Source organism: Microbulbifer mixtoriginis (SeqCode), from assembly GCF_052467515.1.
This window is the reverse complement of sequence record NZ_CP174314.1, coordinates 90,346-116,896: the sequence shown is the minus strand read 5'-3', so window position 1 is coordinate 116,896 and position 26,551 is coordinate 90,346. Positions and strand designations below refer to the sequence as shown.

General features: G+C 47.2%; 21 protein-coding genes. 11 read left to right on the top strand and 10 right to left on the bottom strand.

From position 1 onward, the window contains the following. Positions 1-59: 59 nt before the first annotated feature. The 4 genes from ACJJIT_RS00520 to ACJJIT_RS00505 all read left to right on the top strand — a co-directional run bounded on the left by ACJJIT_RS00520 (position 60) and on the right by ACJJIT_RS00505 (position 3,685). Entirely contained in the window at positions 60-1,136 is a 1,077-nt protein-coding gene (locus ACJJIT_RS00520) for a sensor histidine kinase (RefSeq protein ID WP_444899611.1), read from the top strand. Then, positions 1,133-1,915 (top strand): LytR/AlgR family response regulator transcription factor, encoded by a 783-nt coding sequence (locus tag ACJJIT_RS00515; protein WP_444899610.1) that lies wholly within the window; start codon positions 1,133-1,135, stop codon positions 1,913-1,915. Before ACJJIT_RS00520 ends, ACJJIT_RS00515 begins: the two co-directional genes overlap by 4 nt. A 143-nt stretch (positions 1,916-2,058) precedes the next feature. Then, positions 2,059-3,210, top strand: coding sequence for an MBL fold metallo-hydrolase (locus tag ACJJIT_RS00510; RefSeq protein ID WP_444887431.1), 1,152 nt, complete (start codon positions 2,059-2,061; stop codon positions 3,208-3,210). Between the two features lie 25 nt (positions 3,211-3,235). Beyond that, the gene (locus ACJJIT_RS00505; protein WP_252083650.1) at positions 3,236-3,685 is read left to right on the top strand and encodes a cupin domain-containing protein; all 450 of its coding nucleotides are present in this window, start codon (positions 3,236-3,238) and stop codon (positions 3,683-3,685) included. A 108-nt stretch (positions 3,686-3,793) separates the two neighbouring features. Here the strand turns inward: ACJJIT_RS00505 and ACJJIT_RS00500 are convergent, their stop codons facing one another. Next, positions 3,794-4,174 carry a VOC family protein gene (locus ACJJIT_RS00500; protein ID WP_252083651.1) on the bottom strand — a complete coding sequence of 127 codons (381 nt, stop codon included), beginning with the start codon at positions 4,172-4,174 and terminating at the stop codon, positions 3,794-3,796. 545 nt (positions 4,175-4,719) lie between these two features. On the opposite strand from ACJJIT_RS00500, the gene ACJJIT_RS00495 reads away from it, so the two are divergent. Further along, positions 4,720-5,160, top strand: a complete 441-nt coding sequence (locus ACJJIT_RS00495; protein WP_252083652.1) for a DUF6326 family protein — start codon at positions 4,720-4,722, stop codon at positions 5,158-5,160. A gap of 718 nt (positions 5,161-5,878) precedes the next feature. Here the strand turns inward: ACJJIT_RS00495 and ACJJIT_RS00490 are convergent. The 3 genes from ACJJIT_RS00490 to ACJJIT_RS00480 form a co-directional block, all read right to left on the bottom strand. Continuing rightward, positions 5,879-6,859, bottom strand: coding sequence for an alpha/beta hydrolase (locus tag ACJJIT_RS00490; RefSeq protein WP_252083653.1), 981 nt, complete (start codon positions 6,857-6,859; stop codon positions 5,879-5,881). A 119-nt stretch (positions 6,860-6,978) separates the two neighbouring features. Further along, positions 6,979-8,043 (bottom strand): class II fructose-bisphosphate aldolase, encoded by a 1,065-nt coding sequence (gene fba / locus ACJJIT_RS00485; RefSeq protein ID WP_252083654.1) that lies wholly within the window; start codon positions 8,041-8,043, stop codon positions 6,979-6,981. Between the two features lie 88 nt (positions 8,044-8,131). Further along, positions 8,132-9,295 (bottom strand): phosphoglycerate kinase, encoded by a 1,164-nt coding sequence (locus tag ACJJIT_RS00480; protein WP_444899609.1) that lies wholly within the window; start codon positions 9,293-9,295, stop codon positions 8,132-8,134. Between the two features lie 464 nt (positions 9,296-9,759). On the opposite strand from ACJJIT_RS00480, the gene ACJJIT_RS00475 reads away from it, so the two are divergent. The 3 genes from ACJJIT_RS00475 (at position 9,760) to ACJJIT_RS00465 (ending at position 15,133) form a co-directional block, all read left to right on the top strand. Then, a complete protein-coding gene (locus ACJJIT_RS00475) occupies positions 9,760-10,158 on the top strand; it encodes a globin domain-containing protein (RefSeq protein ID WP_444887434.1) in 399 nt (132 codons plus the stop codon). Between the two features lie 332 nt (positions 10,159-10,490). Next, positions 10,491-13,310: a M16 family metallopeptidase gene (locus ACJJIT_RS00470; RefSeq protein WP_444899608.1), complete on the top strand. Its 2,820-nt coding sequence runs from the start codon at positions 10,491-10,493 to the stop codon at positions 13,308-13,310. Positions 13,311-13,630: 320 nt separating this feature from the next. Beyond that, complete coding sequence (locus tag ACJJIT_RS00465; protein WP_444899607.1) at positions 13,631-15,133, top strand: S8 family serine peptidase; 1,503 nt, start codon at positions 13,631-13,633, stop codon at positions 15,131-15,133. A 272-nt stretch (positions 15,134-15,405) separates the two neighbouring features. On the opposite strand, the gene ACJJIT_RS00460 is transcribed toward ACJJIT_RS00465, so the two are convergent. Further along, entirely contained in the window at positions 15,406-16,293 is an 888-nt protein-coding gene (locus ACJJIT_RS00460) for an SPFH domain-containing protein (protein WP_252083659.1), read from the bottom strand. Between the two features lie 123 nt (positions 16,294-16,416). Here ACJJIT_RS00460 and ACJJIT_RS00455 point away from each other — a divergent pair, with 123 nt between their 5' ends. Next, entirely contained in the window at positions 16,417-16,647 is a 231-nt protein-coding gene (locus ACJJIT_RS00455; protein ID WP_252083660.1) for a DUF350 domain-containing protein, read from the top strand. A gap of 4 nt (positions 16,648-16,651) precedes the next feature. Then, the gene (locus tag ACJJIT_RS00450) at positions 16,652-17,476 is read left to right on the top strand and encodes a transglutaminase domain-containing protein (protein WP_444889168.1); all 825 of its coding nucleotides are present in this window, start codon (positions 16,652-16,654) and stop codon (positions 17,474-17,476) included. A 66-nt stretch (positions 17,477-17,542) separates the two neighbouring features. On the opposite strand, the gene ACJJIT_RS00445 is transcribed toward ACJJIT_RS00450, so the two are convergent. Beyond that, positions 17,543-19,936 carry a zinc-dependent metalloprotease gene (locus ACJJIT_RS00445; RefSeq protein WP_444899606.1) on the bottom strand — a complete coding sequence of 798 codons (2,394 nt, stop codon included), beginning with the start codon at positions 19,934-19,936 and terminating at the stop codon, positions 17,543-17,545. Positions 19,937-20,133: 197 nt separating this feature from the next. On the opposite strand from ACJJIT_RS00445, the gene ACJJIT_RS00440 reads away from it, so the two are divergent. Then, positions 20,134-20,910 (top strand): DUF2884 family protein, encoded by a 777-nt coding sequence (locus ACJJIT_RS00440; protein WP_444899605.1) that lies wholly within the window; start codon positions 20,134-20,136, stop codon positions 20,908-20,910. A 378-nt stretch (positions 20,911-21,288) separates the two neighbouring features. Here ACJJIT_RS00440 and ACJJIT_RS00435 read toward each other — a convergent pair whose 3' ends face one another. The 4 genes from ACJJIT_RS00435 to ACJJIT_RS00420 all read right to left on the bottom strand — a co-directional run bounded on the left by ACJJIT_RS00435 (position 21,289) and on the right by ACJJIT_RS00420 (position 26,420). After that, positions 21,289-23,253, bottom strand: a complete 1,965-nt coding sequence (locus tag ACJJIT_RS00435) for a VCBS domain-containing protein (protein WP_444899604.1) — start codon at positions 23,251-23,253, stop codon at positions 21,289-21,291. A 246-nt stretch (positions 23,254-23,499) separates the two neighbouring features. Further along, the gene (locus tag ACJJIT_RS00430; protein WP_444900880.1) at positions 23,500-24,435 is read right to left on the bottom strand and encodes an alpha/beta fold hydrolase; all 936 of its coding nucleotides are present in this window, start codon (positions 24,433-24,435) and stop codon (positions 23,500-23,502) included. Between the two features lie 65 nt (positions 24,436-24,500). Continuing rightward, positions 24,501-24,851 carry a hypothetical protein gene (locus ACJJIT_RS00425; protein WP_444889164.1) on the bottom strand — a complete coding sequence of 117 codons (351 nt, stop codon included), beginning with the start codon at positions 24,849-24,851 and terminating at the stop codon, positions 24,501-24,503. Positions 24,852-25,028: 177 nt separating this feature from the next. Further along, entirely contained in the window at positions 25,029-26,420 is a 1,392-nt protein-coding gene (locus ACJJIT_RS00420; protein WP_444899603.1) for a pyridoxal phosphate-dependent decarboxylase family protein, read from the bottom strand. Between the last annotated feature and the right edge of the window lie 131 nt (positions 26,421-26,551).

Here is a 26,551-nt window from a genome sequence, read left to right as displayed (position 1 = left end):
TAAGCTTCGCCAGCCCAGTGTGTGAAAATGGCGGCTACGGATAAGGATTAAGTACCGCCATGCACCAACCCCCTCGACTTTCAATCGATAAGTTGCCGCTTGGCCGGCAGCAGTTACTTACGGTGCTAATCGCCATACTGGCTTGGACCCTGCTCCTAGGACTTTACTGGAAAGGTACTTATCCAGAACTGCTGGTGCGCACCAGCAGTTCCGCACTGGCCGCGCTGCTGTCTTACAGACTGTTGGAACATTGGCCCCAAAAGTTACCGCAATCATTACCGCGCTGGGCCCTTCAAGTTGTTGGGGTAGCTCTATCCATACCCTTGGCCTTACTGACCGTCTACATGGGCACAGCAGAAGAAGGTGGACCCTCATTTTGGCAAAACCACGACCAGCACCTGGGCTTTCTTGCCATTATGGTAACCGGTGTATTGTTTGCCCCCTGGATCGCCATGTCCGCCCTATTGCGCCAGCGAGATGAAATAGTACGCGAGCAGGCCAGACAATTTGAACGTGCGCGGGGCGCACTGGAGCGGCAGGCACTGGATAGTCGCTTGCGATTGTTACAGTCCCAGGTAACGCCACACTTCCTTTTTAATACGCTCGCCAATGTGCGTGAGCTGGTGGATTCCGCCTCTCCACAGGCACCAGCACTACTGGACAGCCTGATCACCTATCTGCGTGCAACCATTCCACAGTTAGATTCAAGCCAGAGCACTCTTGGCCAAGAACTGTCCCTGGTCAAAGCTTACCTGTCCCTGATGGAAATGCGCATGCCCGATCGCCTGCATTTTTCTATCAATGCCGATGAAGAGGTTCACTCAGTCCCCTGCCCTTCTTTGGCATTATTGACCCTTGTTGAAAATGCCGTTCGCCACGGCATAGATCCCAGCGAAAGCGGCGGTGAAATAAAAATACGTGTACTCCTACATAAAGGCATGTGCAGGGTAAAAGTTCAAGATACCGGGGTGGGCATGCAAGGTAAAACCAGCGGAATAGGAACAGGACTTTCAACATTGCGAGAACGTTTACGCCTTACTTTTGGGGAAACGGCTTCGCTGGAATTATCGGCTCTACAACCTCGGGGAATGCTTGCAGAAATCCACTACCCTATCGCCAGGAAACAACACTTATGACTCTGTGCACTGCTACCGCCCTGGTCGCCGATGATGAGCCCCTACTGCGTCAAGCCCTTATTCGCAAACTTGCCGCCCAATGGCCCGAATTGGAAGTTGTGGCGGAGGCGCGCAATGGCCGGGAAGCCATAGAGTTATTTGAACTCCACCAGCCGGATATTTGCTTTCTCGATATCCAAATGCCGGGTATTTCCGGCGTTGAGGCAGCACAGGAAATTGGCCGCCGCGCCCATTTGGTCTTTATTACCGCCTACGATCAATATGCCGTGAGGGCCTTCCAGCAAGGAGCCCTGGATTATCTGGTTAAGCCTGTGGAAAGCGACCGACTAGCCAACACCGTGTCTCGTCTGCAAGAACGCCTGCAAATGACAAGCTCAGTAAAAAACAGCCTTCAGTCGTTGGAACAAATTACCGAGCAGTTTCAAAAGACGCAACCAAGCATTTATTTGCGCTGGATTAAAGCCTCCATTGGAAACACCCTGCGTTTAATCGCGGTAGAGGATATCCACTATTTACGTTCCGATGAAAAATATACGCTAATAGCCTGGAGTGAATCACATGGGAAGACATCTGAAGCACTGATTAAAACGCCTCTAAAAGACCTTTCTGCCCAGCTGGACCCACAACATTTCGTACAAGTACATCGCTCAGTAGTCGTTAACTTTAAAGCCATTCAACATGTCATCCGAGACGGAGATACAGCTCAAATACATTTAAAATATTGCCAGGAAGTTTTGCCTGTCAGCAGACGCTATATGCACTTATTTAAGCAAATGTAAGCAAAGCAAAGATTGGTTTTATACCTCGGTAATTAAAAGAACTTAAAAAGATAAGATCTGAAGTCTAGGAATTAACAAAATGGAAGTTTTATAGATCCGGGCTTACTCTTGGTTTATCTCCAAGATCAACGATTGGCAAAAAAATGCTGAAAGTTTTCGCCAAACTTTTCCTGGCCATTCTACTCTTCTCAATTCTGTCTTCTCATTCGACAGCCAAACAACCTGAATCCCTTCGTCACTATCCTCCCTATGTGGAAGACGATGGCAAGATGCATATTTACTTCTGTGGCACCGGAACCCCGGACCCGGCCTATCAATGGCTGCGCCACCCTGCCTGTGTAGCAATACGCAGTAGTGGAAAATTATTCCTAGTTGATGCGGGTGAAGGTACGACAGCGCGTATCGGCCAGCTGGATCTTAACTTGGCTCAAGTGGACCCTATATTTATTACTCACTGGCACTCCGATCATTTTGGGGGTCTGGCAATGGTGATTAATGAATCCTGGTTTGTAGGCGCCAGCAAACCGATCAACGTTTATGGGCCCTATGGTATTTTCAACATTATGGAGGGGATCAGGAAGAGTTTTGGACCCGATATTCTCTTTAGATCAGCAAATAGACAAGGGATACTCGATCCCGTTTTAGCTGTTGCCACTCCACACCTAATAAATATTGCCGGAGATCAATCGGAAGTTATTCAGGAAGTCTGGCACCATGGAAACACTACGGTTTCTGTCTTTGCCGTACATCATGAACCCGTATTTCCAGCATTTGGCTATGAGATACGTTTCGGTCCTTGTAAAGTCATTATCACCGGAGATACCCATGTATTCGATGGCCTGGAAAATATTGAACGTGACGCGGATTTATTAATTTCTGAAGCCCTCAGCTATGCTCAATACATTAGTAAACTCAAGCAAACGGGGAACAATCGCAGGGCACGACTTCGCTATGAAAAAGCGGATCAAATCATTCATTATCACTCTAACACCCTAGATATTGCCAAAATGGCAACTAAAGCTGGAGTAAAATCTGTAGCTTTGACTCATCTTATTCCACCCCCGGTAACGGAAGCCGATAAAAAGGAATTTATTGCCGGCATGAGCAACTATTACACGGGCCCTATCAGAGTAATGGATGACTTAGATAAAATAACACTTGCAGATAGTGGACGCGGACAATGTAGGGTGGAGTATCCATCAGACAGCAAGAACAATAAAGCAAGTAAAAAACCCACAAATAAGCAAGACATACAACATAAGCAATCAACAGAAAATAGCGGCTCTCAACTCTAACCTGAAAATCATATGGAAACTCCTTATGAAGTCTCTTCAAACTATGATTCTTGTATCTGCTTGCCTAACACTTCCCTTAAGTGCTAAGGGAGAGGCAGATATTGGTGGTGTAACGTTCGAAAAATTAGTGGCTTCAAGCAAAGACTGGGAGGGGCATAAACTCCCTGAAATGAAACCGGGTCAACAAGAGCTAACTATTGTTCGCGTAAAAATCCCCCCAGGAAAGCAAATGCCAGTACACAAACATCCTGTTTTAAACGGTGTGTATATTGAGAAAGGCACGTTGACTATTGTTCTTCCTGGACAAAAAGAAACACTAACTCTCGGAGAGGGAAAAGCTTTTATTGAGGTCACCAATAAATGGCATTATGGTCGCAACGATGGTAGTGAACCAGTAACCATCATTCTTTTCTACTCTGGCCCTGAAGGGGAACCAACAACCATTTTCAAAAATCCAGAAGAAAAAATAAATTAAGGCAACATAAAAAATAAAATTTAATGGCTACTCACATTAGCCTGTCTCGTTAGCGCACCAAAAATCGCCAGCACACTTAAGGCTGGCGATTCTATCAAGTCAGAAACTTTACCCCACCCGATGTAAGGCACAAATTTTATTTCCTGCAGGATCACGCAAATAGGCAATATACAATTTGCCAGCTACACCCTCACGTATTCCAGGAGGATCTTCACAAGCAACCCCGCCATTAGCAAGACCTGCTTGATGCCAAGCATCAGCTTCTTCAGTACTCTTTGCACTAAAACCTATAGTACCGCCATTGGCATGAGAAGCTACTTCCCCATCAATAGGCTTGGAAATAGCAAAGACACCGGTTTTAGTGAAGTAAAAGCAGCGACCTTTTTCATCAATAACACCTGGCTCATACCCCAGAGCACCTAAAACAGCATCATAAAATGCTTTAGACCGCTGAACATCATTAGCACCAACCATGATATGACTAAACATTACACCCTCCTGTTCAATAGTAAATGACAAGACAACCTGTAAGGTTATCTAGGTAGTAATAACTGAGTTCCTCTTACTCCACGTCTTCTCCAGTATGACTATCATCTACCCCGACTAAAAATTGGTCAACACTTTATCGCTGCATACTGCCATTCAACGCTCTCATTCAGCATTCCGTCAATCTCCAGATAGCAACACTAATAGCCTAAACATAAACTCTCGAACAAAAAGAGGCATAGAGAATAAATATTAATCAACTATCAGAAGATGAAGTTTAGATTAAATGCAAGAGGGGAAAAGTCGATATCAGCTGTTATAGGCAACATGAAATCATATAGGGCAAGCGAAGACGAAGAATATGTGGGCTAATCTGAAAACACAATGTTAATGGCACCATCTAATAATATCCTTATTGCATGATAATGCTCTATGTATAGGACTCAAATAACGTTTTTTAGGAAAACAAAATGACTCAAATAAAGTATGCCAAGAATTGAAACCAACTCAAGTAAAGAAGCAGTCGTACATAAAGTCTAGAGGACATCATGAGTAACAAAAAAGAAACACGAAAAACCACAGTCAGTTTATCTGAACCTTATGTAAATGTGAAAATTAAAATATCTGCTTTGTGGGCATCAGTATTATTTTGTTATATATATGGAGATTTCTTTGGACTGTTCAAGATAGGAAAAATTGAGAGAATTATAGAGGGATTCGGCCCATTCGGTGCAGTTACTCAAGGTTCACTGCTTTCAGTGGCGATAATAGTATCAATACCATGCATTATGGTTGCACTAACCTTAATGCTAAAGCCGAAGATTTGCCAATGGCTTAATATAATTGTTGCCACAATATTTATTATATTCTTGGGTGCCACAATGCTCATGTCATCATGGTACTTCTATTTTTATCTAGGCTTTATTGAAATCACTCTTAAGTTAGTAATTATTTGGCTGGCTTGGCAGTGGCCTAAAGAAGAAACATGATAATAAGCAGAATAATCAATAAGAACGCAAGATAGAAAATATAATTCCACCTCAAACTTTTCATACCTTGATTTCAACATGCTTGACCTGGACCAAAAATATCGATCCAGGTCAAGCAGGCAGAACCTTCATACAACCACCATCAACAAGCACTTTAACTACCACTAACATAGTTGTTTTTTCTCAAAAAAAGGAAATCTCTTCAACCTTATATTTCACTTCAGATATTTTAGGGTTTACAAAATTTTCAGTGTAACTCCAAAAAATTACTTTTTAAAAATTGACAACCCATTCAATTTTTTCAGAATTAAAATACACCTACAACGGGCCTTTCTGTTTAAGCCACAAGCTCCCAACAACAATCCATCATAATTTTTCAGCCATGGAATAGTGTCAGTAGACTGCTGACACGGCACAGGATTGTAAATACTTATGATTTTTCCTTAGGAGCTGAAATAAAGTACATATTACTTGAGAAAGAAATTCGCCTCTCTCGACTCTTCCCCCCTCAATCATTTTCTTACCCTTGTTCACCTCCCTAATTATCGGAGAAATCCTTTGGTAAGAATCTCCCTCTCTCTTTGAAAAACATGAGACATGTGATGAAAGGCTCAATCAATAGAATTACCGAGCCCAATAAAGCCTCTCAATGTAATAATATGAGAAAATCAGTGGAAAATTAGCATAGATAAAATTGGGGAATGAGAGGCTTTTTAGCCTATCTATTTAACCAGTCATCCATAGCAGCCAGTATCTGATGCCTATAGGGCTGGGTTTCATTGATCATTTGGTGGCGGGCACCGCGAATTAATACTCGGTGGCAATGCGGAAAACGATCGCGAATTGCGCGCATATCATAGCGCCAATCCACCGTGCCATCACCGGTGCCCTGTACCACCAAGATCTTGCGTGGATTGCGTGCGCTTTTGGGGAAAGTCTTGATCCAATCCACCATGGCGCCGAGCCAACACATGGAAATTACCCTGGATTGCAGGGGGTCGCGCAGGGCCTGGCGCCGGGAGAATTCGGCATCGTGGGTATTAATCGTGAACTCTCGACTGGGTTCACTAATAAACAAGCGTCCAAGATAGTACTTCCATTTCACCAGAAGCCAATTGGCCGGGCGCACCAGAGGAGCCAACAGAAAAACCTTATCTAGTGGCTGTTTACGACTGTATTGCAAGTGCGCTAATAAGGCAGCACCACCAGTACTTTGCCCCAGGGCGTGCCAAGGCTTGGGTAGTTTCCCTTCGGCAACCGATAAAAGACGATCAAATACCTGGCGATATTGCAGGAAAGTCTGAATAGCCACCCGCTCGCCGCTGGAGAGGCCGTGACCAGGAAAATCGAAAATCACCACATTGAGATTGCGCTCGAGGCCAAAACGAATCGCTGGTCCATAAATACCTGTGTGATCGAAATAACCATGACAGATAAACAAGGTACCGCGTGGTTTTTCAACCAGCCAATATTGGGACACCAGCTCAAAGCCCGCCGCAGTAAAAGTGCCGACACCGGTTTTATAGGAGAGAGGAAAATGTAAGTCGTAAAAATTTCGGTAATCTTGCATCTCAGTCAGCAGCGGTGCCGTATCATTGGCAAAGTCCAGCTGCGGCAGCTTTTGCCGCAAAGCCGAGTAGTCCGGACGCTGAATTACCGGGCTACTTTCGTAGGTGTTGATGTCTTGCAAGGTTTCCATTGAACCAATGGTACTGCATTTTCACTGGGTGGGAAGAGACAGGCTGAGTGAATAGTGACTTAAATATGAAAAAGGCGGACACAATATCCGCCTTTCTTCACTGCAAAATAAGTAAGTGCTTACTTGATTTGCGGTTCCAAATCGCCAGCGGCATAACGCTCACTCATGGCATCGAGGCTGAGCGGACGAATCTTGCTGGCCTGACCGGCAGTACCGAAGGCTTCGTAACGCGCAACACAAATTTCCTTCATAGCTTGCATAGCAGCCTTGTAAAATTTGCGTGGATCAAATTCTGACGGGTTCTCGGCCAGGAAACGACGGGTGGCGCCGGTGGAGGCGAGACGCAGGTCAGTATCAATATTGACCTTACGCACACCGTGCTTGATACCTTCGCAAATCTGCTCCACCGGCACGCCGTAAGTTTCGGGGATTTCACCACCGAACTCATTGATTACCGCCAGCCACTCCTGAGGCACAGAGGAAGAACCGTGCATCACCAAGTGGGTGCCTGGGATACGCGCGTGGATTTCCTTGATACGATCAATAGCAAGGATGTCACCAGTAGGTGGGCGGGTAAATTTATAGGCACCGTGGCTGGTACCACAGGCGATTGCCAGGGCATCCACCTTAGTTTTTTGTACAAAGTCCGCAGCCTCTTCCGGGTCGGTCAGCAGCTGATCATGGGATAGCTTGCCCTCAGCACCAACACCGTCCTCTTCACCGGCCATACCGGTTTCCAGGGAACCCAGGCAACCCAGTTCACCCTCAACAGAAACACCACAGGCGTGCGCCATATCTACTGCACGCTGAGTAACATCAACGTTGTATTCGTAGGAAGCCGGGGTTTTGCCGTCCTCACGCAGGGAGCCGTCCATCATCACAGAGCTGAAACCCAGTTGGATAGAACGCTGGCACACTGCCGGACTGGTGCCGTGGTCCTGGTGCATTACCACTGGAATTTCAGGGAATTCCTCAATGGCGGCCAGGATCAGATGACGCAGGAAGGGCGCACCGGCGTATTTACGCGCACCGGCGGAGGCCTGCACGATTACTGGGGAGTCGGTTTCCTTGGCCGCCTCCATAATCGCGCGCATCTGTTCCAAATTGTTTACGTTGAAGGCCGGTACGCCGTAACCATGCTCGGCAGCGTGGTCCAGCAATTGGCGTAGGCTGATAAGAGCCATATTAAATTCCTTTCTCGTCTACTCGTCGTATTTGTAATTTTTTGCTTTTATTGCCTTCCACATTTAAGAGGAGGGCATTATTGGGTACTCAGTCTTCGTCGCGGGACTCCAGGATGGCTACCGCGGGCAGCTTCTTGCCTTCAACATATTCCAAGAAGGCACCACCGCCCGTGGAAATATAAGATACCTTATCGGCAATACCATATTTATCCACAGCCGCAAGGGTGTCGCCGCCGCCGGCAATAGAAAAGGCATCACTATCGGCAATGGCCTTAGACAGATGTTCAGTGCCAGCGCCAAACTGATCGAATTCGAATACGCCAACAGGACCATTCCAGATAATGGTTTTCGCGCCCTTAAGAATCTCCGCCAGCATTGCAGAAGATTGTGGACCAATATCAAAAATCATATCGTCTTCAGCCACGGCATCGGCGGCCTTGGTTTCCGCTACAGCTGCTTCGCTGAATTCCTTACCGGTCACAACATCAACGGGCACAGGAATATCGCACTTCTGCATCAAACTCTTAGCGGTATCCACCAAGTCGTGCTCACAGAGAGACTTGCCCACCGGCTTGCCGCTAGCGGCAAGGAAAGTATTGGCGATACCACCACCCACAATCAGCTGGTCTACTTTATCCGCCAGACTCTCCAATACGGTGAGCTTGGTAGACACTTTAGAACCACCCACTATCGCTACCAATGGGCGGGCTGGCTCGGCCAGTGCCTTCTCCAGAGCATCGAGTTCGGCTGCCAGTAATGGACCGGCGCAAGCGACTGGAGCAAACTTGGCCACACCGTGTGTGGAAGCCTGAGCGCGGTGCGCAGTGCCAAAGGCATCCATTACAAAAATATCGCAGAGTGACGCGTAAGCTTTAGCCAGCTCTTCGCTGTCTTTTTTCTCGCCGGCATTGAAACGCACGTTCTCCAGCAACGCCACATCGCCCTCAGCCAGCTCGACGCCATCGCGCCACTCTTTGATCAGGGCCACTTCGCGACCGAGTAGTTCACTTAAATGCGCAGCTACCGGAGCCAGGGAGAATTCATCCGAATACTCCCCCTCTGTAGGACGGCCCAGGTGGGACATCAGCAGTACTTTGGCACCAGCATCAATGGCGGCCTGGATAGTGGGAAGCGCCGCGCGAATACGGGCGTCAGAAGTTACCCGACCAGCTTTCACCGGTACATTCAGGTCCTCGCGAATTAGTAGGCGCTTACCCGCAAGCTCCAGATCTGTCATCAATTTGACCGCCATTCGCCAATCCTCTTCTACTTCGATTAACTGAAAATGTGGGCGCGGAGTATATCAACTGCGCCGCACCACTGCCGACAGTTAAACAAGGAAAAACATGGCAGTTTTAATGTCAGAGCCAGAAAAGATCGAAATTCACTCTAAGCCTGTTTGGCAGAAGCACCTGTAGGCACCTAATGCCAAACTTATAGCCGCGCTCATATAAACTCCTAACTCCATACGCGAGCTAGGTATTTGGCAGAGAAGCTGCACGAAAGACTCAACTAGAATCTATGGCTTGAGAGATTCAGCCTCACCCTTACGACTCGCGTTCTCTTGCCTCTCTGCTCTGTAACCCATTGATGCAAAAGTTCTTTTCGCTGAAAAGCCACACCGCTAGAATCGCCGACCCCATCGAATAAGCACTACTACACAAGTCCCGGCGTATACCACGGTAGCGGCGGGGCACATATGGAGATTTCTTACCTATGGAACAATCCGACAGCGATATAGTCTTTCAAAGTTACGGACGCTGCTGCAACAATGAGGAATTCTTTAAGGACTTTTACGATCGCTTTATGGGCAGCTCCGCGGACATTCGTAACCTGTTTGCCAATACAGATATGAAGGCCCAGCGGCATTTGTTGCGTAACGGCATTATGCAATTAGTGCTTTACTCCCGTGGTATGTCTGATACCAAACTGCGCGCCCTAGGTAAAAGCCACGACCGCACTGGCTATAATATTCGCCCAGAATGGTACCGCCTGTGGCTTGATGCCCTGATAGCCACCCTACGCCAACATGACAAGGCGTTCTCCCCTGAGATCGAAGCGGCATGGAACCGTGCCATCACACCAGGAATCGATATCATTCGCCAAGCCTACTAAGTCATTAGGCTTTTTAATGGGAGCCACCTACGCGTAAAGCAGCGTATTTGCCAGGTGCTCCCTCGCCCGCTATAAGAACTCAGTAATAAAGCTCAATTCATCGTGCATCAATATAGGTCTACAGCAGACCCACTAACTCTTTAGATCGTATTGCACAGGTAACTGCTCCATGAACTAGTGTCGTATTTATGGAGAAAGCAGCAAACTATTAGCCAATCTGTTTTCAGAAAAAATTTTATAATAAGAAACTCATAAGAGACTCAGCGTTAATTGCCTGCTACTCAAAAGCGCCCCCAATACCGATTATTAGGATTATTCGACAAGGAAATACTATGAAAATTGTACGAAAGTACAGTGTACCCCTGACACTGATTCTGGCTATATCTGCCTGCGGAAAAGCACCAGAAAATAATAATCACGAACAAAACTCTCTCAGTTCAGCATTAACCTCCACAGCAAGTGCCACAGCTCCGCTTTCCATCAATTTCGAGAAATTTACCCTGCCGAATGGCCTGCGCGTTATCGTTCATGAAGATCGCAAAGCTCCCATTGTTTCCGTGGGAGTCTGGTATCACGTTGGTTCCAAGGATGAAAAACCTGGACGCACAGGTTTTGCCCATTTATTTGAGCACTTGATGTTCAGCGGCTCAGAAAATTACAACGACGAGTATTTCAAACCTTTTGAGCAGGCCGGTGCCACAGGAATGAACGGCACTACCTGGCTAGACCGTACCAATTACTTTGAAACTGTACCGACCAACGCACTGGACATGGCCCTTTGGATGGAATCCGATCGAATGGGCCACTTACTGGGAGTGATTACCCAGGAAAAGCTCGATGAGCAACGCGGGGTGGTACAGAATGAAAAGCGCCAAGGGCAAAACCAACCCTACGGCAAAGTTTGGGAGCGTATGCAAAAAGCGATCTTTCCCGCCAATCATCCCTATTCCTGGACCACCATCGGCTCGATGGAAGACCTCAATGCCGCAACCCTTGAGGATGTGCATGAATGGTTCAAACAATACTATGGTGCAGCTAATACCGTATTGGTCCTAGCTGGCGATATCGACGTGGAAACGGCCAAGGCTAAAGTGAGCCACTACTTTGGCGATATCCCCGCCGGCCCTCCCCTAATAAAGAAAAAGGCCTGGATTGCAAAACGGGATCAATCCAGCCGCGAGCAAATGTTCGACCGCGTAGCCCAGCCCCGCCTGTATAAAGTCTGGAATACCCCCAACCTCACCCACGAAGACGCCAATGCTATTGCTCTGGCCGCAGCAGTGCTCGGTGACGGCAAGAATTCACGCCTGTATAAGCGTCTGGTTTACAAGGACCAAATCGCCACCAATATCAGCGTGGGCCTGCATGAATTCGAACTCTCCTCCATCTTCCCTATTACCACAGACGTCAAGCCCGGTGTAGCGCCTGCTAAGGTGGAAGCCGCCATTGAGGAAGAGCTGGAGAAATTCCTTGCCGAAGGGCCAACCGAGGAGGAGCTGGCCAGGGTAAATATGAGCGAATACGCCTCAATGGTGCGCAGCCTCGAGCAAGTCGGAGGCTGGAGCGGTAAAGGGGTACTCCTTGCCCGTGGCGAGCTCTATAAAAACAGCCCCAATGCCTATCTGGATGCACTGAGTGAGAAACAAAAAATCACCCCACAAAAGGTTCGTGAAGCTGCACAGAAATGGTTGTCCAGTGGTGATTACAATCTTGAGGTTCTGCCCTTCCCCGAATACAAAGCAACCAAAAGCGGGGCTGACCGCAGCAAACTACCTGAGACGGGCAATTTCCCCAGTGTACCCTTCCCCAAGCTACAAACAGCCGAGCTTTCTAACGGACTTAAAGTAGTCCTGGCTGAACGAAACTCTGTACCTGTCGTGGATCTACGCCTGCAGTTTGATGCCGGATATGCCGCAGATCAAGGCAACAAATTGGGCACATCCAGCTATGCGATGTCCATGCTGAAAGAGGGCACCAGCAAACTGGATGCACTGCAGATCAGTGCGAGAGAGGAAATACTGGGTGCTCATATTGGCGCAGGAGCCGACATCGACACTTCTACCGTGCGCCTCAATGCCTTGAAAACCAACTTAGATGACTCCCTAGCGCTATTCGCCGACATTGTTATGCACCCGGCTTTCTCAGAAGAGGAAATTGAACGTAAACGGTCGCGCTGGATCGCTGCTATTCAACAAGAAAAAACTCGTCCAGTACAAATGGCGTTACGCAGCTTACCGCCATTACTTTATGGAGAGGGCCATGCCTACGGCGTACCATTTACCGGTTCCGGTACAGAGACTTCTATAGAGTCATTAAATCGTGATGACTTGGTGGACTACCATAAAACTTGGCTGCGTCCAGACAATGCCACCCTAGTTGCTGTTGGTGATATCACCCTCGAGGTATTAACACAGAAATTGGAACAGCATTTTGCCGATTGGAGCGCACCAGAAAGTCCCCTGCCCCAGAAAAACCTTACACGAGTAGCACATCCTCAAAAAGCCAGTGTCTATCTAATTAACAAGCCTGACGCAGAACAAAGTATTATTATTGGCGGCTTGCTGGCGCCCTCCGAAAAGATTGCTGAGCGCGATGCGATGCATATGATGAATGATATTTTTGGCGGCACATTCACCGCTCGCCTAAATATGAACCTGCGCGAAGATAAGCATTGGGCTTATGGGGCTTATTCCTTTTTAACGGGAGCGAAAGGCCAGCAGCCATTAATGATCTATGCACCGGTACAAACAGATAAAACCAGAGAATCCCTGCTAGAACTGCAGACTGAGTTGCGCAGTTATATCAGCAAAAAACCAGCTCAGGAAGAGGAGTTGCAAAAAGTAAAAAATAAAAGTGTCAATGAGTTACCAGGTAGCTTTGAAACCATTAAAGCTGTTTCCAGTGCAGTTTCGAGCATAATCACTTATGACCGCCCTCTGGATTATATGGATAGCTATGCAGAAAAAATCCGCAATGTAAACCTTCAGGCAATACACAAATTGGCCCAGGACACTATCAAGCCAGATCAGTTTATCTGGGTGATTGTTGGTGATAAAAGCAAAATAGAAAACGGTATTCTTGAACTTAACATTGGTCAGATTATTGAACTCGATACCAATGGCAATCCGATAGAAAAAACAACCCTGAACTAGCCCCCTAATACTGACCAGGCACACAAAAGTGTGCCTGGCTTCTAATTCACACACCTTTAAAACTAAATTTAAATACTTAAGTATTATTTTTTATTTTTATACCCGCCGTAAAGAAACGTTTTCAAATGAAAACCTTTCAATGAAAAAACCGCCAATTTTTAACCAGCTATTAAAAATATATTTTTTTAAATAAAAAGCACGTTTTTGATTCCTCAAAAACTAAAAGGTTGTTATTTTTCATGACGGGGAAAGGCGGGATTTGCTTCCCGTAAGGATTTCCTTTCCCCAAAAATAAAATAATATCTGTTAAGGAGTAACTCATGAAAAAGGCCCTTTCGATATTTGCCAGCGGCGCCCTGGCATTAAGCCTAGCGACATCTGCCACTGCCGAAGACAAGCGCTATATCGTTACATTCAAAGAAGGCAAGGGGGAGTCCGTCAGGTCTCTGGTTCAGCAAAACGGCGGCCGTAAAGCGCTTGACGTTCGCAACCATAACGCTATGGCTGCACACCTGCCGGCAAAAGCATTAATGGCACTACGCAGGAACCCCAATGTCGCCTTTATTGAAGAGGATCTGAAACGTTATCCACTGTCTCAGGAAGTACCTTACGGTATCCCTATGGTACAGGCAGACCAACTCAGCGATTTACAAGCTGGCAACCGTACCGTATGTATCATTGATTCCGGTTACGACCTGGCCCACGAAGACCTGTCAGGCAATGCCGTTACTGGTAGCAACGATCCAGAGGGTACTGGCAACTGGTATGAAGATCAAAATGGCCATGGTACCCATGTAGCCGGCACTATTGCCGCCATGAATAATAACGCTGGCGTTGTGGGGGTAATGCCTAACAGCAATATCAATCTGCACATCGTCAAAGTATTTGGTGCTGATGGCTGGGCTTACTCTTCATCCCTGATTGCCGCTGCAGAAGATTGTGCAGCGAATGGTGCAAATGTAATTAATATGAGCCTCGGTGGTGACAGAGCCAGCTTCTTTGAGAGACGCGGTTTCGATAATCTCAATAAACGCGGCATTCTCTCAATTGCCGCCGCTGGTAATGATGGCAATACCCGTCATAACTACCCTGCCTCTTACAACTCCGTTGTCTCCGTAGCAGCGATCGACAGCAACAAAAACATCGCAGGTTTCTCCCAGCAAACCAATCAGGTTGAACTCGCTGGGCCTGGCGTGCAGGTATTGTCCTCCATCCCCACTGGCAGCGGCCAGGCAGCCACCCTGGAAGTAGCAGGGGCTGAAGTCGAAGCCGCAGCTATGACTGGTACTCCCATTGGGACGATTACCGGAGCCTTGGAAGATTGTGGTACCGCTGAATCTGCCTGCGTAAGTGCAGCAGGTAAAATCTGTCTAATTCAACGTGGCAATATCAGCTTTGCTGATAAAGTTCTGAACTGCGAAGCCGGTGGTGGTGTTGGAGCGATCATCTACAACAACGTACCCGGAATGCTTTACGGTACCCATGGTGGCGTGGAGACTCATATTCCTTCCGTGGGTATTTCCGATGCGGATGGCAGCGCTTTATTAACCCAGCTGGGTGCCAGTGCCACGATAGAGACCGAAGCACAGGATTACGCTTACTTTAATGGCACCTCCATGGCGACCCCACATGTTGCTGGTGTAGCTGCTCTGGTTTGGAGCCACTACCCGAACTGTAGCAATAGCGAAATTCGCACAGCCCTGCATGTTACCGCAGAGGACCTGGGTGATGCTGGCCGTGACAATGCCTATGGTTATGGCTTGGTTCAGGCCAAAGCCGCATTTGATTACCTGGCGGCCAATGGTTGCACCGGCTCCATGTAATTCTGATCAAACCTTCTCAGATGGGGGAGCTTATTGCTCCTCCTTTGGGAAGGATTCAACCTCTGATTAGAATTAGCAGTCAGCAGCTGAAATAATATGGCCTGTTATTGCAGGAACAGCCAAGTGTGCTCTGAGCTATAGCTTTCCAGAAATAGAAGCTCTAAATACTTACATAATGTTTAATATTTTATAAGTATCCAATTTCCCCAACAAAAATCTGCTCGCCAGGTTATAAAAGGCCAGAAGTTGCTTCTAGCCTTTATCTACAAACACTATTTACCAGCCACCTGCTTTACTTGATCATTAAGGACCGCGTGTTGCATGCCGATGGTCCCCAATGCCTCTACAGGCAAAAATACCTTGTTGTTTGACTCAGCCATTTTATCTAGGACTTCCAAGGTTCTATAAGCCAGATATTTATCCGTCACCGATTTGGCAAGCAGATCATTGACCTCTTTCTGTCCAATCGCTTTTTCACGGGCAATGGCACGATTCATTTTTTCCCTCTCCAAATCGCGCTCCATCTGTATCTTCTGAATCTGAAATTGAGCTTTTTCCTGCTCTATGAGTTCACGGCGCTCGGCCGCACGCTCTTTAGCCTGAGTGATGACCTTAGGAAATTGTATATCCGCCAGTCCCAAACGCTTAATCTCTATGGGTGTGCCTTTTAGGGCTTTGGATACCTCATTAAACAGCTCGTGGCTCAGAGACTCTCGGCTTGAAGCAATCTCATTGATGGAGTACTTGGCTACAACACGGCGTACCACATCTCTAATTACCGGCTGTGCATAAGTACCATAAACGCGATTTACCGAAATATTGTCATTGTCAGGCGGAATACGATCGAAAACACTATCGATAGCCTCTCTACTGATGGCACCGGTCATACGTACATCAAAGCTCATATTAAGCTGATCTTTGGGCATAAAGACTTTAAATTTTTCCAAATGACCAAAGTCTGCAATTGTCATTGTGACCAACTTGTCACAATAAAACATACACATATCCAAGCGAAACTTGGAAGGCGGTACCACTTCGGGCTTGTAGCCACTCTCCGTTAACACCTTGCCAACATGTGCAGGCGGCACTTCTACCCGCTCACCACAAGCGGACAACATAAAAAGGGAAGCCGCCAGGCCCGCAACTGAAACAAAACGCATTTTCAACACCAATCAATGAAAAAAACAAGATATTGTATTTACTCACATACAACAAGACAGAGAAATTAAGTAAAAGATGTTATAATCGGTAAAATTTAAATCTGATTTATCGAAATAAAAAATATGCAATTAGAATTTATAACCGCAACACTATTTAATCTCGGCATCAACCTAATCTACACAGTTTTGGCTCTTTTTATTGGAATAATCGCCTTAATAACAATCGACAAAAAACTGCTACGTACAGTAGACATCGAAGGTGAATTGAAAAATGGCAATATCGCAGTTTCTATCTTTGCGTCCACAATTTTGATTTTTGTTGCCATCATTATTTCTTTCGGATTGAAAGGGTAAAAACGTGTATAAATGGATTGTCCCCTTGCTTATTTTCTCTGTGCTGTTAACGCTGCCAGAAATTCTACGCAATACAATTCAAAAGCCTGAATTAAAACCTTCGTCAAAGCAGCCCCTCAATTCAGCAAGTAGGGCCTATGGTTCTACTAACGCTGACACCATAGATCGCCAAAATGGGGTGGTAAGAGTAGTGGGTACCAGCTATCCACTATCGGAAGAAACGATCCAACAGGTAGTGGCCAAGCGTTCTCTTGAGGAGAGCGCACAGGTTTCCATCTGGAACTGGCAAGGGCTAGAGGCAGTCACAGCCACTGCAAGAGGGCTGGATAAACAGCACCATTTTGCCAATAGTTACCTGGTGGGCTTCAAACCTTTCCAAACCCGCGAGCTTTGGGTACCGCTATATACTTTGGCGATGCAAAAGGAGTATCAGTACGACCATCTACAGTATGCCGGACTTTCCGATATCTGGCAGACATCCCGTCAGGCTTATTATCAAAAGCGCGGCGACTGCGAAGATCATGCCATCTTACTGGCCGACTGGCTGATTGAGCTGGGCGTGGACGCGCGAGTAGCACTAGGGACACACAAAGGCCAGGGACACGCCTGGGTAGTTGCCATATTGGATGGCCAGGAGTACCTACTGGAAGCCACCAGCAAACGGCGTCAGACCAGCTGGCAAGCGATGCCATTGGCAGCCCTGGCAGAAGGTTATGAAGTAGAGTTCCAGTTTAATCGCCATTTCTTCTGGGCAAAACGCAATTCCGCCTCTACGAGAAAGTATCGCGGCAGTCACTGGATAAAAAAATCTCAGTTCATTCGCAGCTGATCTTGCCTGGGATCGCCCGGCAATTATTCCGGGTGATCTCAGGCTTAATCTCAAACGCGACAAGACTCAGATTGGTGAACCCGGTGGCATCGCTTTAATGTCCCCGGCTTTTACTTCAAGTTCACCGCGCATGAAAGATTCAATGCGTTTGGCTTGGAAATAATAATGGGCATTGTATCCCTGCGAATCTTCACCAAATAATTTTTTCTGCCCAAGTGCCAATTGGAATTTGGCCAGCTGTAATTGTGCCTTGGCTCGTATCGATTCAGCGGCAGTGCGATCACTAGCAAGCAGCATCAGCTTCTGGATGTATACATGGTTGATACGCTGGTGAATTGACGCGTGTAAACCGGAATACTGTTCATTATTTAGAGCTCCCGTCGTAAGCCTCTCTAATAGGCTATCGAATGCGGGAATTTCACTACTACGTGCATTCTGCTGATCCATACGTGCCGCCCGCTGTGGGTCCATCAGGATCGACAGGGTGTGACCCGCTGCTGCTTCGGCCAAAGCCACTGCGTCGAAGGCAACACCGGTGTGAGAGGGGAAGCTCTCCCTGGTGCGTTCATAACCATAGGATTTGGGGGGAATTAGCTGAAGAACCTGTTCTGACAATGCCAAAAATTCTGGCGACAGAGTTTCAACTAGCGCATCCATGGCTTGCTGTTGGCGCTCAGCCGGTACTAGCGTGTAGCTATTCTGCTCAGCGCCGTTATATAAGTAATCGTAATCCAGCCCACCAATCAACTTGCCCACAGCTTCGGCCTGATAGCGATGCCCGTAGTAAACTGGCACCAGGGTCTCCTCCAAGTCAGAGCGAGGCGCGGATTTGGGATTTGCCGCGCGAGAGAAATTATCCAGAGCATGGCGGCGCAGCTCGGTCAAACGGCTGAACTCTTCCAGGGGATCCCTGCCGTTATCCCATAAATGGGAGGCTGCATGAGCATTGTTTATCGCGCGGGAATCGGGGTCAGAAATAAAGCGCAGCTTTTGCTTCTCCGCTTCTTCGATGATGCTATCCAGATAGGACTGTTCCTCCCCGCTGTTTCCGTAGCCATAGCGAATTGCTAACTTATCCCAATCGCCAATACCAGTGGCATATGCCTCGGAGAAATCCAGCTCGGTGTCCAACAGGGCAATCAGCGGCGCCGGATAATCCATCACGGAAGCGCGCTCTACGGCACTCGCGGCAAAATTATGCGCAAGACCCAGGGTATGCCCCACTTCGTGAGCAGACAGTTGACGAATTCGAGCTAACGCCATCGCCTGCAAGGCCTGAGTATTAGCAGATATATCGGAATAGGGCTGCAAAAGCCCCTGGGCGATTAGAAAGTCCTGGCGTACACGCAGGGAGCCCAGAGTTACATTACCCTTGAGAATCTCGCCGGTACGGGGGTCAAAAACAGAATACCCATAGGACCAACCGCGGGTGGAGCGGTGTACCCAATTGATTACGTTGTAACGCACATCCAGCGGATCTACACCTTCCGGCAAGATTTCCACGCGGAAGGCGTCCTTATAACCAGCAGCAGTAAAAGCCTGGTTCCACCAACTGGCTCCCTCTACCAACGCGCTGCGTACAGGCTCCGGCACACCGGAGTCCACGTAATAAACAATAGGCTCAACCACTTCATCACTACCCGGTTTTTTCTCCAGGCGGTGCCGGTAGATAAGGCGCTGATCCAGTGGCTGGTCAATTGCCGTAGCGTAATCACGGAAAGTGAAGGGGAAATAACCGCTGCGGCTGTGAAATACCCGCGGCTGGTACTGTTTATCAGGAAGCTCTATTAGAGAGATATGCTGACGCAGCGAAACCAGAGTGGGAGTTGGCACCACTTCACGCAAATACTTACCAGGCTTGCTACCAGAAAAAGTCAGTTGAGCCTCAAACTCACTGTTCTTGGGGAAATTTTTGGTGCGGGGCAAGTAGATTGCAGACTTGGACTTATCCACAGAGTAATTGCCTTGCTCCGCCTGTTTCAAGCGAGCACTAATACCGTGCTGATCGCTGAGCAGGAAAGGGGTAAAGTCCACCAGGGCAACGCCATCCTCCTGTGCCAAGGTTTCAAAACCCCAGAGCACAGAAGAGGCAAAAGCCTCCTCCACCGCGCGGCGTTCTGCCAGGTTTTCTGATTCAGCGCGATAGTTGGCGTTCACTTGGTGCATTAGCACCCTGTTACCCACACGTTGGAACTTAACCAAACGGCTCTCGCCTATCTGGTTGCGGTCCAGACCCACAGGGTTGGATCCAAGCCCCTGGGCCAGACCAGTGAGAAGCAGCAGTTCACGCTCAAACTCATTAATCTGCAACAGCACCCGAGCGCTGTTTTCATCCCAATAGAAATCGTGATAACCACTGTACTTGCGCATATCCGCCGTGTACTCGGCGATATCCCCAGACCGAGCCACTGTGCTTAACAACACTAAGCACAGAGCCATCAACTGCCTGCTGAATGACATTTGCCATCCCCCAATTCTTAATTATTTAGAGCCAATACCCTGCAGCACCATCACCGCATTGGACCGCGGCCTAGGGTAGCACTTAGAGAAGTCCCGATCTGTATAAAAAATAACCTGCAATTTTTTTCCTATTCTCTGCATCTATTCACAGCCCCTACCTCGTCTCAATGGGAAAGGTACAATACAGAGATATAAATATGTGGAAGCCACTTGCGATATCAGCCCTGATCAGCCTGGGTGGAGCCAGCCAAGTTATGGCACTTGAGTCCATTCATATCGATACTGACAACTGTGAGTCCACCCTGGATTACACCGTAAAAGTGGGGTCCGATTTTTTCGAAATACACGAGGATAGCGATAAGCAGCAATTGGTGTCTTTTCACTCACCTGCACAGCTAATAGTAAATGGAGACATGATCACCCTGGATGATCAACAACAAGAGCTGTTACAGGAATATCGTCAAAAACTGCATGCAGCCGGCCGTGATACCTTGCTAGTCACTTTAGAGGCCGTAGATATCGCTATGGATGGCTTATCTATTGCTATTAGCGCCCTGGCCGGGCCAGATCATCCAGAAAATCAGGAGCTTAAGCAGTTCTCTGCAGATTTAGTCCAGCGCACCGAAGATCGTCTCAATCGCGAGGGAGAAATCTACTATCTCGGCGATACTGAGATTGGTAACTTTATCGACGAGACGATTTCCAAAGAATTTGAGCCCCGCATCGAACGCTTGGCCAAGGATGCCGCAGGAACTATTGCCTGGCACGCACTCAAGGCAGCCTTCACTGGCGGTCAGAGTATTGAGGAGCGTGTTACCGAGGAAGCGGAAGAACTACTGGAACAACGCGCTGAGCAAATTGAACACACTGCGGAGCAGCTATGTGCTTCCCTGCAATCCATCGACCGACTGGAATCAAAAATTCACCTGACAGTGCCCGCATTGGGTGATTACGACTTGGTTAAAATAAAATAATTCTACCTCTTTTATCCCCCCAAACCTGGCCGCTATGCGGCCTTTTTTTATCTATTACAAATCCCATCGATTGGTTTTAGAAAGGAAAACTAATCCTCACTTAATGATAAAGCACTTAAAAATAATCTGCAGGTAAATCTATCTTGAACATTCTTTAAAATCAAAAATATTTTCTTACGCAATAATCAGATAATACCCTGCAACAAAGTAACTTTTACCCTGTAAAACTTTTAATAAAGTCTTTATTCAGTATTGAACTATTAAAATATAAAAATAATATTCGTCCAGTATAACTTACAAGCAACCATGCATTGAGAGCTTGAAATCCACCATATCCTGGCTCCTCCCCCGCTCTCAAAGCATATTTTTTATTCTTTACTAATTTGAATTAGTACGTACATCTAAATAAACGGGCAAGCCTTCTTGACCAGCATGGTCTACCGCTATAATTTTATATCGATAATTAACACCCTGCTCCACATCAGAATCCCTATAGAATAATTGACGAGTTTTATCTATTAGTTCCTCACCACGAAAGATCTTATAGTGAAGTACGCCGCCATTTTTGATGGTTTCATTCCAGGATAATTTTACCTGCCTATCAGAAACTGTATATTTAAACCCTGTAACTTGAGCGGGCGGTGGATGGTTACCAAAAGTACAGGGTACTATATCCCTACCTAAGCCGTCGGTACATTGATCAACATACTTATCTTTCTTTTTCGAGGCATTCCAGTTTGTGGATTTTCCACCGGTACACATATTGTCAACACAGAAAGGGATATCATAATTAATACAGGTTCTACAAGTATCAAAACCATAGTTATCAGTGAAAGGTATCTCAGCCTGATTCAACGCAGGGAAATAATTACAGACTAAAACATGTGCGCCGTCATTATACGCAGGGTTATTGGAGCCTATAACACTATCGCACTCTGCCACAGCACAGCCTACATAGCGAGTTTCCCCATGACATACTTGGGCCCAATGCCCGCAGGTGTCATCGTGACATCGCATCGCATCCCAGTCATAAGCGTGGCTTTCAGCATACCAGGATTTAACTGATCCGCCCCAATGGTCAGCATCATATTGCGACGCTGGTGGATTAGATATGTAAATTGAAACATTTTCTCCAATTGCAATATTACCAACAGGAAGAACGAAAGAAACTTCGTCTTTAACTTTCTCAAAAGCCTCTCGAATACCAGCAGCTCCATTTAAGTGACCAAAGTAACAAGCTGATGCTCTTTCTTTCGCCACTTTAGCCAAGGCATTATCCCAGAAAAGAGTCTGCATATTACCGGCGCTTTTGGGGGCATTATCCCCCTCACCGGCCTCACCTTTAGCACATCTCTCACGATATTCATTGTGGGTATCCAGCATTACACGTTTCTGCTCCACTGAGAACTCAAAGGATCCATTGCCACTAGGGTCAACTGTAACAACAGAAAAAACAACGGATTGTTCCGCACCATCAGTTAATGTGAAAGTGATGGTATCAGTGTCCGCATCCCCAGCATTAAGACTGTGTACTTTGTCATTAAGGATATATTCCCAATTACCAACATTGGTAATCCTAAAATCACCATAATTCCCAGCAATAATACTCTCATTAAACCCTGGGGTATTGCCGTCAACATCTATGATGGTCAAAGTACCCTTGGCATCTTCGCCGCTCCCCACGAGCAAAGTAGCTAGAGGGGTTTCAGGGCTAAAAGTGTAAGCATCATCCGCACCTGTCACCTGGATAGTAATTAATGTGATGTCATCACCTGTTCCGACACCAATCATAAATTCATCAATTACCAATTCATCTGCGCTCAGGGGGTCGGCCAGACCCGCATCCAGGGTATAGCTCCAGGTACCATCAAGAGAAACATCAAGCAGACCGTACTTTCCCCATTCAGTAAGCTTTTCAAAAGTTTGCTCGGCATCAACACTGTCAATCAACTTACCAGAGGTAGAGGTCTCATTATCCTCGCTAACGCTACCTTCACCACCACTAATGGTATCGGGATCGGGATCGGGATCGGGATCGGGATCGGGATCGGGATCGGGATCGGGATCGGGATCGGGATCGGGATCAGGATCAGGATCAGGATCAGGATCAGGATCAGGATCAGGATCAGGATCAGGATCAGGATCAGGGGTGCCACCGCCATTATTATCAATAGCCCCAGGATTATTATCTTTCTCGCTATCAGAACCACCTCCGCCGCCCCCGCAGGCAGTCAACAGAACGGATAAACAGATAGCCGTTATTAGCTTGAAGGAATCATTCATTTTAGCCCCAAGTAACAAGTTGTAATTTTTAATAAATTGGGGCGAATTATAGAGGGGCATTTTTGTCATTCTGTGAAGCATGACATATATTTTGTAGCAGCCTAACAAGCAATTATCTGATCACGCTGAGAGCTGCATAATTAACGAAAATATTATTTTTTATTCATTTACTTTTATAAAGACTTGACTTCAACTAAAAAAGGAAACTTCTCACCTTAATATTAACCGCAAGCACTGAAGGAAATTTATATTCGAAGGATCAGGCATTCACCGAACTTTTTAGTTGGCTTTAACTTATAAAAATACCTACGATTTTTTGATAAATTTAATTGCATCATCGGCACTGACTTTTGCATTTTCAACATGAACCATATGTCCAATATTTTCATAAGTTATCAATTGACTGCCAGATATTTTACCTGAAAAGTAGCGACCCACCTCCAAGGGAATAATGTGGTCATCCGCACCCCAAATAAACAGAGTGGGAGTCTTGATATTTTCAAGACCGTTAAGTGGTTGAAAATTTACAGTGGCATTAGCCACCAAATTAAGAACTGTTCCCCGGTTTTTTTTATAACGGGAGAGGAGGTAGATACGTTCCACCATTTTTTCAGGCAGCGCCGCTGGGTTGTAGAAAAACCGTGCTTTTAACATTCTTCTAAGCAACCCACGGCTACCCAGATGAGAGACAAAGCGTCGCCCCCAGTGACTAAGTACAAATCGTGCCATAGCTGGAGGCATTTCCAACCCCTTGCCACATTGGTAACCACCCGGTGCAATCAAGATGGCAGCCTCTGCAGCATCGGGATGTTCAATCAGGTATCGCAATACTGCGTTGCCTCCAAAGGAATGGCCAACCAACACAAACTTTTCTAAGCCCATTGCCTCAATGAAGCGCCCAATAAAATCCGCCAGGTGTTTGGGGGTATAGGTGCCCCCCGGCAAGGGATCTGTGAGCCCATGGCCAGGGAGATCCACCAATATCAGGTGGTAATCCCTAGCCAAAACTTTTGCCCACTCTCCCCAACCCCCTAAGGAATCACCACCACCGTGAAAGCACAACAGCAACGGACGCCCCTCCCTGCCAACTTCCCGATAATTCACCGAGAAACCATCGGCAAAAGCCAACTGGTTGTAGGAAAAATTGGACAATTCATTACGGTTCAGATTTGGGCTAAAAAAAGCGATCCCCAGTAACCAGACAAAAATCAGTAAAAGTATTAAAACAATCCAAAATGTCATACTCACGACAGGGTCTCCCTGGCCCGTGCTGCTTGTCTATAAAATCGGTGTGATCTGATAAAGCATCAATTCATCGAAGTGAAAGTCAGCCCTTTAAGACTGGTCGAAGCAACAGCCACATAAAAGTGCATCAATAAAATCATAAATAGGCCGCCGGCCAAGGTAAGCCAAAACCGGTTATAGCCCAGACGACGCATAGACAGAAACCAGGCGCCAAGATTTAATAACTGCAATACTGCAGATAAGCCAGCCAGCAGTGCCGCTTCGGTATAGGCCAACCAATTGAGATTAAATGCAAGAGAGGGAGCCTGAATAATCACCGCTGCGGCCCCCAGCAAGGCTGCAGCCAAGCCAACATTGCGCACCGAATCGAAGGTGATTTCCAGTGCTCTTGGGTAATCGCTCATCTGCTCCATGCGCCAATGTTCTCAGTTCAGCCCACTTTAAAATTCATGGGCCAACCAGAAGGATAGACTGCATTCAGCAGTGGAGTTCTGAATCCTCTAGGGAAAACGAGCACAACGCTTAGTCAGTATTGCCACCGCACAGAGTGGCAACGCCCAAAAGTTGATCTCTCCAAGCGGGAATTAGAATCACTTGGCCTCAAGCACCTGTTCCATTGCTCGACGAATAGAATCCAGTGACAAAGCAATATCCTCTGCCGAAGTTGCCCAGGACGAGACACTGAGACGTAACGCCACTCTACCCTGCCACACAGTAGTACCAAACCAGCACACACCCTCCTCCTGCACTATACGCACAATCTGCTGCAAAGCGGATTCATCATTGATACTGGCCACTACCTGATTCAGCACTACCTCATTGAGAATTTCAAAGCCTAATTTGGCCAGTCCATCAGCAAACTGACGGGCAAATCCACAGCACCGCTCCACCAGAGCGGCCACCCCCTCGCTGCCCATCTCCTGAATTGCCGCCCAGACCTCAACACCTCGGGCACGGCGGGAAAATTCGGGAACCATATCCTTCGGTGGCACCTGAACCCCAGCCTGTAAATATGGCGCCTGAGTAGTCATAACACGATGTACCATCTGGGCTTCACTACAGATAGCAACACCACAGTCGTAGGGTGTATTTAGCCATTTGTGCCCATCCACCGCCCAGGAGTCCGCTAACGCCACTCCCGCAGTCAGGTGCCGCTGTTTGGGTGATGCCGCCGCCCACAAGCCAAAGGCACCATCTACATGTACCCAGGCCCCAGCCGCCCTGGCCATCGGGATAATTTCTTTAAAGGGGTCGAAATGACCAGAGTTCACGTTACCTGCCTGCAAGCACACGATGGTGGTTTCATCCAGCTCGGGAAAAGTGTCCACCCGCACACGGCCCTGATTGTCACAAGGAGCCTCCACCAATTGATTCTTGCCAATACCGAGAATCGAAAGGGCTTTATGCACTGTGACATGTGATTCTGCAGAGACGACAATCCTCAGCGGTGGGGCTCCGGCGAGCCCCGTTCTCGCCAAATCAATATCCATTCTCTCATATTGACGGTTGCGCGCTGCAGCCAAACACACCATGTTTGCCATAGAGGAACCAGTGGTAAATCCAACACTACTTTCTTCTGGTAACTCTAATAATTGCAGCAGCCACTGGGCGGCTATTCGCTCCAAGTAAATGGCCGATGGTGCCGATGATTCGAGTACCGCTACCTGGTCCCAGGCCGCATTCAAAATAGAGGCCCCCATTGCCGCAGGTGTGGAACCTCCAACCACCAAACCAAAAAAGCGACCACCGGTACTCGCCACAGTGGCGGGGGAGGCGTAATGATGGAGATCTGCAATCACTTGCTGAGCATCCTGTCCCTTGTTAGGCAGGGAGGAGTTTAATCTTTCCAACTCAGCCAACTCCAAAGATGATGGGCTGACTCTTTGTTCTCGAATACCAGAAATATACTCCTCAGCACACCGCGCTGCCTCAGATAGAGCTTTCAACGATTCTAAATTACTGGTGACTTTATTGTTTCCCATCTATCCACCTCATACTTCCTTTTATCAAATTTCTTCAACATTCTTAGGCGACAATGGAAATTTCGCAACAAAAATTAAAAATATCGATCAGATATAAACCGTTGAAAGAACCTCAACGCATATCTAATCAA

What these genes read in the sequence shown, in the direction of transcription:
- ACJJIT_RS00520 (WP_444899611.1), top strand. Translation starts at nt 60, where the DNA reads ATGCACCAACCCCCTCGACTTTCAATCGATAAGTTGCCGCTTGGCCGG.
- ACJJIT_RS00515 (WP_444899610.1), top strand. Translation starts at nt 1,133, where the DNA reads ATGACTCTGTGCACTGCTACCGCCCTGGTCGCCGATGATGAGCCCCTA.
- ACJJIT_RS00510 (WP_444887431.1), top strand. Translation starts at nt 2,059, where the DNA reads ATGCTGAAAGTTTTCGCCAAACTTTTCCTGGCCATTCTACTCTTCTCA.
- ACJJIT_RS00505 (WP_252083650.1), top strand. Translation starts at nt 3,236, where the DNA reads ATGAAGTCTCTTCAAACTATGATTCTTGTATCTGCTTGCCTAACACTT.
- ACJJIT_RS00500 (WP_252083651.1), bottom strand. Translation starts at nt 4,174, where the DNA reads ATGTTTAGTCATATCATGGTTGGTGCTAATGATGTTCAGCGGTCTAAA.
- ACJJIT_RS00495 (WP_252083652.1), top strand. Translation starts at nt 4,720, where the DNA reads ATGAGTAACAAAAAAGAAACACGAAAAACCACAGTCAGTTTATCTGAA.
- ACJJIT_RS00490 (WP_252083653.1), bottom strand. Translation starts at nt 6,859, where the DNA reads ATGGAAACCTTGCAAGACATCAACACCTACGAAAGTAGCCCGGTAATT.
- fba (WP_252083654.1), bottom strand. Translation starts at nt 8,043, where the DNA reads ATGGCTCTTATCAGCCTACGCCAATTGCTGGACCACGCTGCCGAGCAT.
- ACJJIT_RS00480 (WP_444899609.1), bottom strand. Translation starts at nt 9,295, where the DNA reads ATGGCGGTCAAATTGATGACAGATCTGGAGCTTGCGGGTAAGCGCCTA.
- ACJJIT_RS00475 (WP_444887434.1), top strand. Translation starts at nt 9,760, where the DNA reads ATGGAACAATCCGACAGCGATATAGTCTTTCAAAGTTACGGACGCTGC.
- ACJJIT_RS00470 (WP_444899608.1), top strand. Translation starts at nt 10,491, where the DNA reads ATGAAAATTGTACGAAAGTACAGTGTACCCCTGACACTGATTCTGGCT.
- ACJJIT_RS00465 (WP_444899607.1), top strand. Translation starts at nt 13,631, where the DNA reads ATGAAAAAGGCCCTTTCGATATTTGCCAGCGGCGCCCTGGCATTAAGC.
- ACJJIT_RS00460 (WP_252083659.1), bottom strand. Translation starts at nt 16,293, where the DNA reads ATGCGTTTTGTTTCAGTTGCGGGCCTGGCGGCTTCCCTTTTTATGTTG.
- ACJJIT_RS00455 (WP_252083660.1), top strand. Translation starts at nt 16,417, where the DNA reads ATGCAATTAGAATTTATAACCGCAACACTATTTAATCTCGGCATCAAC.
- ACJJIT_RS00445 (WP_444899606.1), bottom strand. Translation starts at nt 19,936, where the DNA reads ATGTCATTCAGCAGGCAGTTGATGGCTCTGTGCTTAGTGTTGTTAAGC.
- ACJJIT_RS00440 (WP_444899605.1), top strand. Translation starts at nt 20,134, where the DNA reads ATGTGGAAGCCACTTGCGATATCAGCCCTGATCAGCCTGGGTGGAGCC.
- ACJJIT_RS00435 (WP_444899604.1), bottom strand. Translation starts at nt 23,253, where the DNA reads ATGCCCCTCTATAATTCGCCCCAATTTATTAAAAATTACAACTTGTTA.
- ACJJIT_RS00430 (WP_444900880.1), bottom strand. Translation starts at nt 24,435, where the DNA reads ATGACATTTTGGATTGTTTTAATACTTTTACTGATTTTTGTCTGGTTA.
- ACJJIT_RS00425 (WP_444889164.1), bottom strand. Translation starts at nt 24,851, where the DNA reads ATGGAGCAGATGAGCGATTACCCAAGAGCACTGGAAATCACCTTCGAT.
- ACJJIT_RS00420 (WP_444899603.1), bottom strand. Translation starts at nt 26,420, where the DNA reads ATGGGAAACAATAAAGTCACCAGTAATTTAGAATCGTTGAAAGCTCTA.